Raw genomic sequence first — 14,620 nt, 5'->3', positions numbered from 1 at the left:
CAGACATGTTCGGATCAGATTTATACATCGCACTAATTTTAGGTGTACTACTCAGTTTAATTTTTGCGGAAAAAACAGGGATCGTGCCGGCAGGACTTGTTGTACCGGGATATTTAGGACTTGTGTTTAATCAGCCGGTCTTTATTTTACTTGTTTTGCTAGTGAGCTTGCTCACTTATGTCATTGTGAAATACGGTTTATCCAAATTTATGATTTTGTACGGACGCCGAAAATTCGCTGCTATGCTGATAACAGGGATCGTCCTGAAAATCGCGTTTGATTTTCTATACCCGATTGTACCATTTGAAATCGCAGAATTTAGAGGAATCGGCATCATCGTGCCAGGTTTAATTGCCAATACCATTCAGAAACAAGGTTTAACCATTACGTTCGGAAGCACGCTGCTATTGAGCGGAGCGACCTTTGCAATCATGTTTGTTTACTACTTAATTTAATGTAAGGTGTGTCAAACGATGAAAAAAGAACTGAGCTTTCATGAAAAGCTGCTAAAGCTGACAAAACAGCAAAAAAAGAAAACCAATAAGCACGTATTTATTGCCATTCCGATCGTTTTTGTCCTTATGTTCGCTTTCATGTGGGCGGGAAAAGCGGAAACGCCGAAGGTCAAAACGTATTCTGACGACGTACTCTCAGCCTCATTTGTAGGCGATATTATGATGGGACGCTATGTTGAAAAAGTAACGGAGCAAAAAGGGGCAGACAGTATTTTTCAATATGTTGAACCGATCTTTAGAGCTTCGGATTATGTAGCAGGAAACTTTGAAAACCCGGTAACCTATCAAAAGAATTATAAACAAGCAGATAAAAAGATTCATCTGCAGACGAATAAGGAATCAGTAAAAGTCTTGAAGGACATGAATTTCACAGTTCTCAACAGCGCCAACAACCACGCAATGGATTACGGCGTTCAGGGCATGAAAGATACACTTGGAGAATTTGCGAAGCAAAACCTTGATATCGTTGGAGCGGGATACAGCTTAAGTGATGCGAAAAAGAAAATTTCGTACCAGAAAGTCAACGGGGTAACGATTGCGACGCTTGGCTTTACCGATGTGTCCGGGAAAGGTTTTGCGGCTAAAAAGAATACGCCGGGCGTGCTGCCCGCAGATCCTGAAATCTTCATCCCTATGATTTCAGAAGCGAAAAAACATGCGGACATTGTTGTTGTGCAGTCACACTGGGGACAAGAGTATGACAATGATCCAAATGACCGCCAGCGCCAGCTTGCAAGAGCCATGTCTGATGCGGGAGCTGACATCATCGTCGGCCATCACCCGCACGTTTTAGAACCGATTGAAGTATATAACGGAACCGTCATTTTCTACAGCCTCGGCAACTTTGTCTTTGATCAAGGCTGGACGAGAACAAGAGACAGTGCACTGGTTCAGTATCACCTGAAGAAAAATGGAACAGGCCGCTTTGAAGTGACACCGATCGATATCCATGAAGCGACACCTGCACCTGTGAAAAAAGACAGCCTTAAACAGAAAACCATTATTCGCGAACTGACGAAAGACTCTAATTTCGCTTGGAAAGTAGAAGACGGAAAACTGACGTTTGATATTGATCATAGTGACAAACTAAAATCTAAATAAACGGAGTGATAAAGATGAAATTTGTCAAAGCCATCTGGCCATTTGTTGCCGTAGCCATCGTGTTCATGTTTATGTCAGCTTTTAAATTCAATGATCAGCTGACAGATCAGGAAAAACAGAAGATTGATATGGAAATGAATAAAATCCAACAGCAGGAAGAACCGGTAAACGCCAATAAATAATTCAAAAAAGAGAGTGTCTGATGAGACACTCTCTTTTTATTTGCCCAGCATATTCATTCTGTAAAAATATCAAAAAGTCTCTTAACATATTCAAAAAAATACCGATGTTAAAACTGCAAAAAGAGGAGGAGATAATAAAAGTGAACACACTGGCAAACTGGAAGAAGTTTTTGCTTGTGGCGGTTATCATTTGTTTTTTGGTTCCAATTATGACAAAAGCGGAGATTGCGGAAGCTGATACATCATCAGAATTGATTGTCAGCGAAGCAAAAAACCTGCTTGGATATCAGTATAAATATGGCGGGGAAACGCCGAAAGAGGGTTTCGATCCATCAGGATTGATACAATATGTGTTCAGTAAGGCTGATATTCATCTGCCGAGATCTGTAAACGACCAGTATAAAATCGGAACAGCTGTAAAGCCGGAAAACCTGAAGCCGGGTGATATTTTGTTTTTCAAGAAAGAGGGAAGCACCGGCACTGTTCCGACACATGACGCCCTTTATATCGGAGACGGCCAAATGGTTCACAGTACACAGTCAAAAGGGGTTATCATCACCAATTACAAAAAAAGCAGCTATTGGAGCGGAACTTATATCGGGGCGAGACGAATCGCTGCCGATCCGGCAACGGCTGATGTTCCTGTCGTACAGGAGGCTGAAAAATATATAGGTGTCCCATATGTGTTTGGCGGAAGCACGCCGTCAGAGGGCTTTGATTGCTCGGGGCTTGTGCAATATGTGTTTCAACAGGCACTCGGCATTTATCTGCCGCGATCAGCCGAACAGCAGTGGGCAGTGGGCGAGAAGGTAGCCCCTCAGAACATAAAGCCTGGTGATGTCGTCTATTTCAGCAATACGTATAAAACGGGAATTTCACATGCAGGCATTTATGCGGGCGCAGGCAGGTTCATTCAGGCAAGCCGGTCAGAAAAAGTAACCATTTCGTATTTGTCAGAGGATTACTGGAAATCGAAGATGACGGGTATTCGCCGATTTGACAACCTGACAATCCCGAAAGAAAATCCGATTGTTTCCGAAGCGACGCTTTATGTCGGAGAAGTGCCTTACAAACAGGGCGGAGTAACACCTGAGACAGGATTTGATACAGCTGGATTTGTCCAATATGTATACCAGAAAGCAGCTGGTATTTCCCTGCCTCGATACGCAACAAGCCAGTACAATGCCGGAACTAAGATTGAGAAGGCGGACCTGAAGCCGGGAGACATTGTGTTCTTTCAATCAACAAGCTTAAATCCCTCCATCTATATCGGAAACGGACAAGTTGTTCATGTCACATTATCAAACGGCGTGACCATCACCAATATGAACACGAGCACATATTGGAAGGATAAATACGCAGGAAGTATACGGGTGCAATAAAAGAAAAAGACTCCAATCTCTGGAGTCTTTTCTTTATGCATATTGTCCTGAAAGAAGCTGGTCTATAAAGTAGGCCACACCATTTTCGTCATTGCTTTTTGTGACAAAGGTGCTTTTTTCTTTTAATTCATCAATCGCATTTTCCATGGCGATACGGTGTCCGGCGACTTCAAACATGGATAAATCGTTTGGACTATCGCCGATCGCATAGATATCCTGTGGTTCAATTCCGTATAGGTCAGCGAGCTTTGTTAACGCGCGTCCTTTTCCTGACGAGGCCGGCAGGATTTCGATAATATGTTTTCCTGAAGAGGTTTGAGCCAGTTTTTTATGATGCTTCAGTTCTTCCTTCGCTTGTTTCAGTTTGTCCATATCAAAGGAGAAGCAAAGAAGCTTATAAATGTTTTCACTCCCGTCAAAAACCGATTCGATATGAGGGATTGGTTTAATGCCAAACTGTTTGAATTGAGTCATGGCTCCTTGCCACAATTCATCCGTCTGCTCGTTTGGGTTTGCGCTCTTTAGAATGTCAAGCTCCGCGTGCAGCTTAGCTTCGCCGTCAAAAGGAGAAAGCAGATGGTCATCTGTATATACCTCAAAATAAATGTTTTTTGAAAGTAAGTAATCAGCAATCGCTTTACCGGCTTCCTGATCCATTAATGTCCGGCTGATCAAACGGTAACCCGTGTCATGGATCGTGCCGCCATTAGCTGCAATGATAGGGATGTCCAAGTCATTCAGCAGCGCTTTTACATCAAATGTCGCTCTTCCCGTGCAAATGGTGACGAGGATGCCGGCATCAACGGCCCGCTTGATCGCCTCTCTGTTTTCCGCAGAAATGACGCTTTCTTTATTCAGTAATGTTCCGTCTAGATCAATCGCAATACATTTCATATGTAGGGGAACCTCCTTAAAAATGAAGCTGCTTCGTGTAGTATGTTCAGCTTGCCTGTGAAACATAATCCATATAAATTAAGGCTAATCGTTACTTTGATAATTTTCAATAAGGAAATATGTAAAACGGGATGGCGTAATCGCCATCCCGTTCATTATACACCTAAATCGTTTTGCAGCTCTTCTTTAACTTCCTGCAGCTTTTGCTGATTCAATTTGAAATAATAGACTCCGGCAGGTTCATAATCATAACCCGTCAGCTGAATAGACTCAACTGATTTCAATGAAGTGATGAACGGGAACAGGCCGATGGCATCTTTAAGAGATAAGTTCATTTTTAAATTTTGCCCCATCGTATCCACAATATCATCATAAGCCGGAATTGAGCTCAATGATTTTGATTTATCTATAATGGCGCTCAGCACTTCCATTTGTCTTTGCCCGCGTAAAAGGTCACTGTCCGCTTTACGTGTTCTTACGTAAGCGAGCGCTTCTTCACCATCAAGCGTATGTGTTCCTTTTTGAAGAACGACTTTACCTTTTGTATCTTTTTTGATTTGCTGAATGACTTTATCGCTTTTTACCGTTACTTTGACGCCATTTAACTCGTTTACGACGTCTTCAAAAGCCGTGAAATTGCTTTCTACGACATAATCGACGGGAATATCCAGCATTTGTTCAACTGTTTTCACAGTCAGGTCAACGCCGCCGTAGGCGTGAGCATGTGTGAATTTATCATACCCGTGGCCTGGGATATTTACATAGGCATCACGCGGAATGCTCAGCATTTTAGCTGTTTTTTCTTTCCGATTAAATGTAACCAGCACATTCGCGTCACTTCTTGCCTGATCGACGGTCTCGCCGTTTTTCTCCCTGGCATCAATTCCTAAGAGCAATACAGAAAATGAATCTTTTCCAGGATCAAATTCTTTGATCCGTTTTACGGATTGTTCTCCGCGTGCAAGGCTGACGTGAGCTTCCTTAGAAGCATTGTTCAGCTTTACAAAAGCGTAGGCGCCGACAGAGCCTGCCGCAATGACTAGAAAAGCCATTAAACCGGCAACGACTTTCACCCATTTTCTCAGTTTTCTCTTTTTCTTTCTGCGTTGTGTTCGTTCTTCCATATATCAATACCTCACGTTTCTTTAATATTTGAAGCGTACCATTCTATTTGCCATGGGGCAACTCCTCGAAAGACATTTTTCGATAAATATTCCTATATTTATAAGTTCTTGTTTTTGAAAATTGATAATGATGATGTGCTGAATCACCTTATATTGGACGCCGCAGCAGGTAAAATGTTTCAGTGACATTGAAAAAAATACAAGTAAATGATTGGAAAACCTATGATCAGCAAAATAAAAAGGTTTAATAGCCGGAAAAAGAGGCTAAAAGATTTCTAAAAAAATCCCACAGACAATGTCATTGCAGCTGATGGAGAAAGGGAGTCATTTTTATGAAAAAGCAGTCAAATATATGGCTTTATTTTTTCGGAGCTCTTGGAGGCGCGTTATATGGCTATGATACCGGAGTGATTTCCGGAGCTATTTTATTTATGAAAAAGGAGTTAGGCTTAAACGCGTTTACAGAAGGTCTTGTTGTCAGCTCCTTGCTGGTTGGGGCGATATTAGGCTCAGGAGCAGCCGGCAAGCTGACTGACCGTTTCGGAAGAAAAAAAGCAATTATGGCAGCCGCGCTGCTGTTTTGTATAGGCGGTCTTGGTGTGGCACTGGCCCCAAATACGGGAGTCATGGTGCTGTTTCGCATCATTTTGGGACTTGCAGTCGGAACATCGACGACAATCGTGCCCCTTTATTTATCTGAACTGGCGCCAAAACATAAACGCGGGGCGCTGTCATCACTGAATCAGCTGATGATCACGGTCGGCATCCTTCTTTCTTACATTGTCAATTACATATTTGCCGATGCCGAAGCGTGGCGCTGGATGCTTGGATTGGCTGCTGTGCCGTCATTGCTCTTGCTTATTGGCATTTTGTTTATGCCGGAGAGCCCGCGCTGGCTGTTCACGAATGGCGAAGAAAGCAAAGCGAAGAAAATTCTTGAAAAATTGCGTGGCACAAAAGATATTGATCAGGAAATACATGATATAAAAGAAGCGGAAAAGCAGGATGAAGGCGGCCTGAAGGAGCTGTTCGATCTATGGGTGCGCCCAGCACTTATTGCAGGTTTGGGACTCGCTTTTTTGCAGCAATTTATCGGAACGAATACGATCATCTACTATGCGCCAAAGACCTTTACAAACGTCGGATTCGGAAACTCAGCTTCGATTTTAGGCACGGTCGGAATCGGCACAGTCAATGTTGTCATGACATTAGTAGCGATTAAAATCATCGACAAGATTGGAAGAAAGCCGTTACTGCTATTCGGGAATGCGGGCATGGTGATCAGCTTGATCGTTCTCGCTTTAGTAAATCTCTTTTTCGATAACACTCCGGCTGCCTCATGGACGACCGTCATTTGTTTAGGCGTGTTTATCGTTGTCTTTGCGGTCAGCTGGGGACCGGTTGTGTGGGTGATGCTTCCTGAATTGTTCCCGCTTCACGTCAGAGGAATCGGGACCGGTGTTTCGACCTTAATGTTGCACGTTGGGACACTGATTGTTTCATTAACCTATCCAATATTAATGGAAGCGATCGGAATCAGTTATTTATTCCTGATTTATGCCGCGATCGGTATCATGGCGTTCTTATTTGTCCGATTTAAAGTGACAGAGACAAAGGGAAGAAGCCTTGAAGAAATTGAGCAGGATTTACGGGACAAAAACGGACAGGGAGGAGCGGCCGGAAAACAGCAGACTGTCGGAACATAAAAAAAAGGGTGCGTAATTAGGCGCACCCTTTTCAGCGGTTTATTTCCCGACGGTGCCAAAGTTAATGATTTTGAAAGAAATATCATATTTAAAATCTGCCTCAGAAAATATGTCATCCCAATGTCCTTTTACGTTATTCCAGTATTCAGGGTAATGAATCCGAATGTAGTCGGATAAAAAGACTGGATCGGTTTTATACTTATGCTGCAGTTTATCCATAACCTGCTTAACATCTTGTTCAAGCTTTTTCTCAAAAACGTTCTCCAGCCTGTGCAAATAGTTTTTATGAAAGGAATTTTCTTTCGGGTTTTGGTCTTCTGTCAGGAAACCCTTTGTTTTGACAGAGACCTGAAAGACAGGCTTCCCATTTTCAATGGACGGCTTGATTTTAGATTTCGACTTTTTAACCTCAAACGTAATCGGATGACCTTTAACTGTTGTCGGCATAACGCCGCCTTGGATCGTCCCCATGACCCAGGTCAGTGTCTGGGTTTCATCAGCAGAAAGAAATCCGACGAGTTTATTGCTGCCGCTTTTGATAATGCCTGCCCCGTCATACTTTGCTTTTCCCTTTTGGTTTTTTACGGCTTGAATAAGAAAACTGTAGCCATTTTGGCAATAGATAGAAGCTCTGCCGATACGAAGCGGCATCATAATCTTCCCGTTATACCCGCTGTTATTGGTCAGATCAATTAGCTTTTCGGAAGGCATCGGCAGCTGCTGCTTCGGACTTCCTTTTGTGAAAATATCTCCGGCTTTCCCTCTTGCTGCCATCAAATAGCTGCTGCGCCGCAGCTCATCATCCCGGATAAAATGATTGAAGACCTGATCTATGTTTTGATTCCTCATTAGCTTTTCTCCAAGAAGAATGACTTTTAAATGATCGCTATAAATAGGAGGGTCCTTGATGGATACATCACTGACTGCTTCTAGAATGGTTTTCCCATGGGATGTCACATTGACAAATTCGGGTTTTCCGGATGCTTGGCTGTCTTCACTTTGGGGAAGAAGGTTTTGGTATGTTAATTTATACTGGTGGTCATCCGTTTCATCGAGCGCAAGTCCTCTCGCGAAAGACAATTTTTCAATATTTTTTACATCCCAGCATCCGCAGAGCATCTGCAGCATCAGAACCATTACAAAAAGTTTCAGCATTGTCTTCATTGCAGCTGCCCTCTCCCCAGTTTTTTCTGTATCCAGCTTAAAAACCAGATGAAAAATGGTATTACAATGATGCCTAGAAATATATATCCGAGAAGTGTACCGTAATAAAACACGGCATTAAGATCTTCAGGAAACATTGATAGAAAAAATGTAACAGCCAGCAATGCAGTAAGCAGCCAAGGATTGTTTTTATTTTTCAGGTGGAAGATATCTGTTAATCCGATATGCGCCCCTTTAAAGGAGCCGAGCATACATGCAAATTGCTGTGCTGTCCAAGTTAACTGTAAAAACAGGTCAAACCGTTCAATAAAAATGCCCGGGATTTCTAATGCATGAATGAGTGAAATCGTCGGCCACGTCACTGTTTTTGCCTCAGCCACACTCATACAGCCAATGACAATAAACAAAGTAATGCTGTAGAAAACAGTTGAGGTTACAATACCAAAGGCGACAGCTTTTTTTACCTGCTTTGGATCTTTCATAAAGGGAACGAGATAAAAAATAATTTCAAATCCAGAAAAATATAAAAGGGTTTTAGGAAATAAAGAAAAAAAACTTTGAAAGCCGCCTTCAAAAACGGGCCGTATAAAATCTAACTGAAACAAACGAAAGCTAAACATCAAAAGCATGAGAAAAATAATAATTGTAATAGGGAAGATATATGCATATACCTTCGCAATGGGGTATACGCCCCCAGCCACATGATAAATGGCAACTGCCAGAAAAATGATCACAACAACCGCCATCGGTGTGTTTTTTAAAAGAAAGAATCCGACAACCTCGCCTAAAATCCGTGTCTGAAAACATACGATACCGATAAAATACAGGGAAATAAATACATTCAAAAAGAAACCAACCACTTTTCCCGCTGCAATGCTGTTGAGCTCAAAAATCGTTTTCCCGCTGTTTCGTTGAAGAAAAGGCAAAAAAAGCAGAGAAAAAATAATAAAAATAACGCCCTGCAGCAGGATCATGATCCATCCAATCGGACTGTCGGTTTCAGCGGCTGAGCGGGGAAGGGTTAAGACGCCAGCGCCGATCATTGTACTGCTTACCATAATAAGCGTCAGCATAAATGTAAGCTTGTCCTCTGATTGCCTCATAGCCATCACCTTTGTCTGATTTTATCTTTTGTGCCTTTGCGGGTAGGTCTTCTTTTTAAAAATAGGGTGGGAACGCGAATAATCGTGTCTTTCAAATCTTGTCCGGGCTGTGCCATTATCGGAATAATGTAATCCTGGCCAAAGCTTTTCAAACGCATTAAATGGCCAATTACTAACAGAAAGACCATGATGACGCCATACATGCCCAATACAGCTGCACTTATCATTGCTGCGATACGAATAATCCGCAGCGGAAAGTTAAAGGCGTATGAAGGAACGGTAAAGGACGCCAATGCCGTAACGGAAACGACAATGACCATCAGTGCGCTGACAATTTGCGCCTGCACAGCTGCCTGTCCGATGACAACGCCTCCAATAAGCCCAATCGTCTGTCCGATCGGCTTTGGCAGCCGTAAACCGGCTTCCCGGATCAGTTCTATCGTAAATATCATAATAAAGGCTTCAACAAAAGGCGGAAAGGGCACATTCAGCCTGCTGCCTGCAATTGAAATAGCCATTCTCGTCGGCAAAAGCCCCGTATGGAAGGAAACGAGAGAAATATATAAGCCCGGCAAATAAATGGTAATCAGGATGCTGGAATAACGAAGCAAACGAATAAGTGACATTGTAATCCAGCGCTGGCTGTAATCATCCGGTGAATGAATAAATTCATCAAGCGTTGCGGGGACAACGAGTGCAAACGGCGTGCCATCCACCAAAATGGAAACACGGCCTTCCAACAATGAGCTTTCTACACGATCTGGACGCTCTGTACTTAAGATCGTCGGAAAGATCGAAAAAGGTTCATCTTCAATGAGCTGCTCAAGTGTGCCTGATTCCGGCAAATCATCTGTTATGATGGATTTTAGGCGTTTAAACACTTCTTTTACGACATAATCAGGGGCAATATCCTGAATATATGCGACAGCTATCTTTTTTTTTGTCCTTTTGCCTATCGTCATTTCTTTTATGATGAGATTAGGGTCACTCGTCCGCTCTCGTAAAAGCGCCGTGTTTGTCCGGAGATTTTCAATAAAGCCAATCTTCGGACCGCGTTCTACGATTTCAGAGGAAGGTTCTTCAAAGGCGCGCGTCATGAATGTTTTCGTATCAAAAGCCAGCCCTCCGCTGTATCCATCGGCCAGCAAGATGGCATGTCCGGAAAAAATAAGCTGCTGTATTTCCTTTATAGTAGAGATTACATTGTGATGATAGCCGAAAAAGAAAACGGATAAATCTTCAATCAAGCCCTCTTTTTTGTCTAACGCTTCTTTTTGTAATGGAGAAATGACGTATTGCGCCAGAAGTTTATTTTCTGTCAAACCGTCAATATACAGTAGGCACGCTTTCTGTCTGCTGCCTCCAAATGAAAACGTATAAAACATGATATCGTCGTTTTGTCCCAACTTTTTTTTCAATGTCTCTATATTGCGTTGGAGATCAGAGTCGATTTGCATAGTTTCTCTCCCCTTTATAAAACATATTGACGGTTTTTATTAATTTGTATCAAAAAAGGAGAATTATTCTTATCGAGGAAAAGGCTGAAACAAAGCTTCTTTTCGACGTGATATAATAGATAGGAAGCGTTTTCTTTGAAGGGGTAGTGAAAAGATGATGCTTTGTACATATGTTGTCATCGGAAAAAAGACAGCTTATACGGGCGTTTGTAAGAGGGGCGCACCGGGAAAATGATGGTCAGTTATTTACAGGGGAGGGGTACGGATCATGACGCAATCACCGATTTTTCTAACGCCTGTGTTTAAAGAAAAAATCTGGGGCGGAACCGCTTTACGAGATAGATTTGGATACAGTATTCCTTCAGAATCAACGGGGGAATGCTGGGCCATTTCCGCTCATCCAAAAGGACCGAGCACTGTTGCAAATGGCCCGTATAAAGGAAAGACATTAATCGAGCTTTGGGAAGAGCACCGTGAAGTATTCGGCGGCGTAGAGGGGGATCGGTTTCCGCTTCTGACAAAGCTGCTGGATGTGAGGGAAGATACGTCAATTAAAGTTCACCCTGATGATTACTATGCCGGAGAAAACGAAGAGGGAGAACTCGGCAAGACAGAATGCTGGTACATTATCGACTGTAAGGAAAACGCAGAAATCATTTACGGGCATACGGCCCGCTCAAAAACCGAACTTGTCACAATGATCAACAGCGGTGACTGGGAGGGCCTGCTGCGAAGAATCAAAATTAAACCGGGTGATTTCTATTATGTGCCGAGCGGAACGCTGCATGCATTGTGCAAGGGGGCCCTTGTTTTAGAGACTCAGCAAAATTCAGATGCCACATACCGGGTGTACGATTATGACCGTCTTGATAGCAACGGAAGTCCGAGAGAGCTTCATTTTGCCAAAGCGGTCAATGCCGCCACGGTTCCCCATGTGGACGGGTATATTGATGAATCGACCGAATCAAGAAAAGGAATAACCATTAAAACGTTTGTCCAAGGGGAATATTTTTCGGTGTATAAATGGGACATCAATGGCGAAGCTGAAATGGCTCAGGATGAATCCTTTCTGATTTGTAGCGTGATAGAAGGAAGCGGTTTACTGATGTATGAGAGCGAAACATGTCCGCTCAAAAAAGGCGATCACTTTATTATGCCGGCTCAAATGCCCGATTTTACGATAAAAGGAACTTGTACCCTTATCGTGTCTCATATTTAAACTTAATCTCACTTCGAGATTAAGTTTTTTTATTAGAAAATGGAAGTGATTCACCTATAAATGAAGCATGCGCGTGCCGATAAATAAACTAGTTTTATATACTCATAGAATAAGAAAGAGGAGAAGGAATGAAAAAGAGACTAATCGCACCTATGCTTCTATCCGCCGCGTCCCTTGCCTTTTTTGCCATGTCTGGTTCTGCCCAGGCAGCCGCGTATACCGACTACTCACTATATAAAGTAGAGCCGTCGAATACATTCAGTACAGAAAGCCAAGCCTCACAAGCTGTCGCCAAACTGGAAAAAGATACTGGCTGGGATGCATCCTATCAGGCTTCAGGCACAACAACGACCTACCAAATTTCCGCCTCAGGCATTCATAGCGAATCAGAAGCGAAAGCAATACTGAGCGGACTCGCCAAACAGACATCGATTACAGGAACGTCAAGTCCTGTTGGAAGCAAACAGCCATATGTCACCATCTCTTCAGGTGCCATCTCCGGAGAAAAACAGGCCAACACTATCCTAGCAAAGCTGAAACAGGAGACGGGAGTGGCTGGCGCTGTAAAAGCTTACGGAGCAGCTCAGCCCTATATGAACGTCATGACATCAGACATTGCTGATGAGACAAAAGTCAAGGCGCTTATCCAGAGCCTGGCCAAGCAAACGGGGATTAAAAGCTCGTATCAGCCCATCACACACACGGTGTCTGTCACAACCATTCAGTCTGGCACAATCGTGGGAGACAGCAGAGCAGCGCAGATCAAAAACGCCTTCCAAAAGGAATCTGGGCTGCAGGCATCATTAAAGGAAACAGTGAAAGGGCAAGCCTATTATACGTTCACAACTGCTGCTATTTCAGATGAAGCGAATGCCAAGATTCTATTGCAGCAGCTGAAACAGAGCACTGGCATCACAGGCAGCTACAAGTCCATCAATCAAAAAACAACCGTTGAGTCATACAATGTCCAATCAGCTTATTTCAAAGGGCTGAATACAGTAAAGGATGCCATCAGCCAAATCAAGAAAAACACCGGCGTATCCGGCAGTTATCAACAGGTTGGAAAAAGCACATCATATACCGTGAATATGAAGGGTATAACAAAACAGCAGCTCCAAAAAATAGACACTTTCTTTAAAAAGAAAAAATGGCATTACACGTCATCCAGCGTCAAAAAAACGACAACGTCTGCAGCTTATCAAATCACGACGGCAAAGATTTTAGGCGAGCAGCAAGCAAACAAAGCAGCAGCCTTCTTTGCTCAGAAAAAAGTAAAAGCTGCAAAAACAGCAGCTGGATCAACAGCAGAAAATCAATATCAGCTCATCTCAGAAGAAACATCAGATCAAGCAAAGGTCACAAAGGGTTTGAACATATTAAAGAAAAATCAGCTGAGTGCTTCTGCAAAATCCGTCAAAAAACAAATAGCTGACACGTTTAAAATCACAACCGAATCTCTGCTTGATCAAACGAAAGTCAATCAGGCACTCACGTTTTTCAAATCGAATCATATATCAGCAGCAAGCCAGAAAACCGGTCAGACAGCTGCGAGCAGCTATCAAATCACAACTGAAGCTATCATCAGCCAAGAAGAGATTGACCGCGTTTTAACATTTTTCAAACAAAATCATATCGCAGTCACAACATCAAAAACAGGCCAGACTGCATATACACAATACAAAATCGTGACAACACAGCTCAGCAGCAAAACAGCATTGAACAATGGGTTAACCTATCTTAAATCGAAAAGTGTAACCCCGAGCTATACAACGACAAGCAATACGCTTTATAAAATCAGCGTAAATGAGCAGTTCACAGGCAATAATACAGCTGCTGCGGCATCAACGAAGCTAAAACAATTATACGGATGGACATCATCTATCGTGAAGATCAAAAACGGCCCGCAAATCATGAAAACAAATTACAATCTCTCGCTTCGTGATATGGTCCAAAAACAAATGACAGTAAGTCCGCAAACAGACGGAGCGGCTTACGTATCGCTCACGTACATTAATACAGCAACATCAACCGTTACGGCTGATGTACTAAATATCCGGTCAACGCCGGAAGTCAGCCCGACAAACGTGATCGGCCAATTTAAAAAAGGCGATAAAGTGAAAATCATCGGACAGATAAACGGCTGGGCTAAGATCAATTTGGGCTGGCGAAACGCAAGCAGTGATGAAGTAGTTCAATACGTGGATCCGAATAACTTTTCCAGAGACAGCAAATACTACTTCCAATTTCTCAAGCTGTCACAGACAGCGGGCCTCAGCGTTACTGAGGTCAATCAGAAAGTGCTTGCGGGTAAAGGCATCCTGACAGGGAGAGCAAAGGCATTTATCGATGCCGCCAATCAATATAGCATCAACGAACTGTATTTAATCTCACACGCTCTTCTGGAAACAGGAAACGGGACATCCGCTTTAGCCAATGGATTAACCTATAACGGAAAGACCGTATACAACATGTATGGAATTGGAGCATACGACAGCAATCCGAATTACTACGGAGCCAAATATGCGTACGAACAGGGCTGGTTCACACCAGAAGCGGCCATTATCGGCGGAGCTAAATTCATAGGCTCATCGTATATCCACAACACAGCTTACAATCAGGACACACTGTACAAAATGAGATGGTCAGCTACAGCGACACATCAATACGCAACTGACATCGGCTGGGCGTACAAACAAGTAAACCGCATGTACAGCCTGTATTCATTGCTGGACGGCTATACACTTTACTTTGATGTTCCGGAATATCAATAAAA

Annotated in this window: 12 protein-coding genes; 7 read left to right on the top strand and 5 right to left on the bottom strand. The window is 42.9% G+C overall.

Features of this window, described 5'->3' with window-relative positions:
* Positions 1-5 precede the first annotated feature (5 nt).
* From pgsC to pgdS, 4 genes are all read left to right on the top strand, one after another.
* On the top strand, positions 6-455 hold the full coding sequence (gene pgsC / locus SB658_RS13240) for a poly-gamma-glutamate biosynthesis protein PgsC (RefSeq protein ID WP_003227889.1): 450 nt from the start codon (positions 6-8) through the stop codon (positions 453-455).
* A gap of 18 nt (positions 456-473) precedes the next feature.
* Positions 474-1,616, top strand: a complete 1,143-nt coding sequence (gene pgsA, locus SB658_RS13235; protein ID WP_003227891.1) for a capsular polyglutamate synthetase PgsA — start codon at positions 474-476, stop codon at positions 1,614-1,616.
* Positions 1,617-1,630: 14 nt separating this feature from the next.
* On the top strand, positions 1,631-1,798 hold the full coding sequence (gene edmS / locus SB658_RS13230; RefSeq protein WP_003227896.1) for an extrachromosomal elements maintenance protein EdmS: 168 nt from the start codon (positions 1,631-1,633) through the stop codon (positions 1,796-1,798).
* Between the two features lie 140 nt (positions 1,799-1,938).
* Complete coding sequence (gene pgdS / locus SB658_RS13225; protein WP_003242751.1) at positions 1,939-3,180, top strand: gamma-DL-glutamyl hydrolase; 1,242 nt, start codon at positions 1,939-1,941, stop codon at positions 3,178-3,180.
* A 33-nt stretch (positions 3,181-3,213) separates the two neighbouring features.
* Here the strand turns inward: pgdS and ywtE are convergent, their stop codons facing one another.
* Together ywtE and tagT are read right to left on the bottom strand one after the other, a co-directional pair.
* Positions 3,214-4,074, bottom strand: coding sequence for a 5-amino-6-(5-phospho-D-ribitylamino)uracil phosphatase YwtE (gene ywtE, locus SB658_RS13220; RefSeq protein ID WP_003227900.1), 861 nt, complete (start codon positions 4,072-4,074; stop codon positions 3,214-3,216).
* 155 nt (positions 4,075-4,229) lie between these two features.
* Positions 4,230-5,198 carry a polyisoprenyl-teichoic acid--peptidoglycan teichoic acid transferase TagT gene (gene tagT / locus SB658_RS13215; protein ID WP_015714819.1) on the bottom strand — a complete coding sequence of 323 codons (969 nt, stop codon included), beginning with the start codon at positions 5,196-5,198 and terminating at the stop codon, positions 4,230-4,232.
* A gap of 332 nt (positions 5,199-5,530) precedes the next feature.
* Between tagT and SB658_RS13210 the strand changes: the two genes are divergently transcribed.
* Positions 5,531-6,904 (top strand): sugar porter family MFS transporter, encoded by a 1,374-nt coding sequence (locus SB658_RS13210; protein ID WP_144500500.1) that lies wholly within the window; start codon positions 5,531-5,533, stop codon positions 6,902-6,904.
* A gap of 39 nt (positions 6,905-6,943) precedes the next feature.
* On the opposite strand, the gene gerBC is transcribed toward SB658_RS13210, so the two are convergent.
* Genes gerBC through gerBA form a run of 3 tightly spaced genes read right to left on the bottom strand, consistent with a single transcriptional unit; the run spans position 6,944 to position 10,628 of the window.
* Complete coding sequence (gene gerBC / locus SB658_RS13205) at positions 6,944-8,068, bottom strand: spore germination protein GerBC (RefSeq protein ID WP_015714818.1); 1,125 nt, start codon at positions 8,066-8,068, stop codon at positions 6,944-6,946.
* A complete protein-coding gene (gene gerBB / locus SB658_RS13200; RefSeq protein WP_003227906.1) occupies positions 8,065-9,171 on the bottom strand; it encodes a spore germination protein GerBB in 1,107 nt (368 codons plus the stop codon). The genes gerBC and gerBB overlap by 4 nt, the downstream gene beginning before the upstream one ends.
* A 5-nt stretch (positions 9,172-9,176) precedes the next feature.
* Positions 9,177-10,628, bottom strand: a complete 1,452-nt coding sequence (gene gerBA / locus SB658_RS13195; protein WP_015714817.1) for a spore germination protein GerBA — start codon at positions 10,626-10,628, stop codon at positions 9,177-9,179.
* 268 nt (positions 10,629-10,896) lie between these two features.
* On the opposite strand from gerBA, the gene manA reads away from it, so the two are divergent.
* Positions 10,897-11,847 carry a mannose-6-phosphate isomerase, class I gene (manA, locus tag SB658_RS13190; protein ID WP_003227910.1) on the top strand — a complete coding sequence of 317 codons (951 nt, stop codon included), beginning with the start codon at positions 10,897-10,899 and terminating at the stop codon, positions 11,845-11,847.
* 128 nt (positions 11,848-11,975) lie between these two features.
* On the top strand, positions 11,976-14,618 hold the full coding sequence (gene lytD, locus SB658_RS13185; protein WP_048654776.1) for a beta-N-acetylglucosaminidase LytD: 2,643 nt from the start codon (positions 11,976-11,978) through the stop codon (positions 14,616-14,618).
* Positions 14,619-14,620 lie beyond the last annotated feature (2 nt).

This window comes from Bacillus sp. SIMBA_008 (assembly GCF_046535495.1).
Classification (GTDB): Bacteria; Bacillota; Bacilli; order Bacillales; family Bacillaceae; genus Bacillus; species Bacillus subtilis.
This window is presented reverse-complemented; position numbering and strand designations above follow the sequence as displayed.

Bases quoted from the DNA above. Each gene is read 5' to 3' on its own strand.
- pgsC (WP_003227889.1), top strand. From the start codon at position 6: ATGTTCGGATCAGATTTATACATCGCACTAATTTTAGGTGTACTACTC.
- pgsA (WP_003227891.1), top strand. From the start codon at position 474: ATGAAAAAAGAACTGAGCTTTCATGAAAAGCTGCTAAAGCTGACAAAA.
- edmS (WP_003227896.1), top strand. From the start codon at position 1,631: ATGAAATTTGTCAAAGCCATCTGGCCATTTGTTGCCGTAGCCATCGTG.
- ywtE (WP_003227900.1), bottom strand. From the start codon at position 4,074: ATGAAATGTATTGCGATTGATCTAGACGGAACATTACTGAATAAAGAA.
- tagT (WP_015714819.1), bottom strand. From the start codon at position 5,198: ATGGAAGAACGAACACAACGCAGAAAGAAAAAGAGAAAACTGAGAAAA.
- SB658_RS13210 (WP_144500500.1), top strand. From the start codon at position 5,531: ATGAAAAAGCAGTCAAATATATGGCTTTATTTTTTCGGAGCTCTTGGA.
- gerBC (WP_015714818.1), bottom strand. From the start codon at position 8,068: ATGAAGACAATGCTGAAACTTTTTGTAATGGTTCTGATGCTGCAGATG.
- gerBB (WP_003227906.1), bottom strand. From the start codon at position 9,171: ATGAGGCAATCAGAGGACAAGCTTACATTTATGCTGACGCTTATTATG.
- gerBA (WP_015714817.1), bottom strand. From the start codon at position 10,628: ATGCAAATCGACTCTGATCTCCAACGCAATATAGAGACATTGAAAAAA.
- manA (WP_003227910.1), top strand. From the start codon at position 10,897: ATGACGCAATCACCGATTTTTCTAACGCCTGTGTTTAAAGAAAAAATC.
- lytD (WP_048654776.1), top strand. From the start codon at position 11,976: ATGAAAAAGAGACTAATCGCACCTATGCTTCTATCCGCCGCGTCCCTT.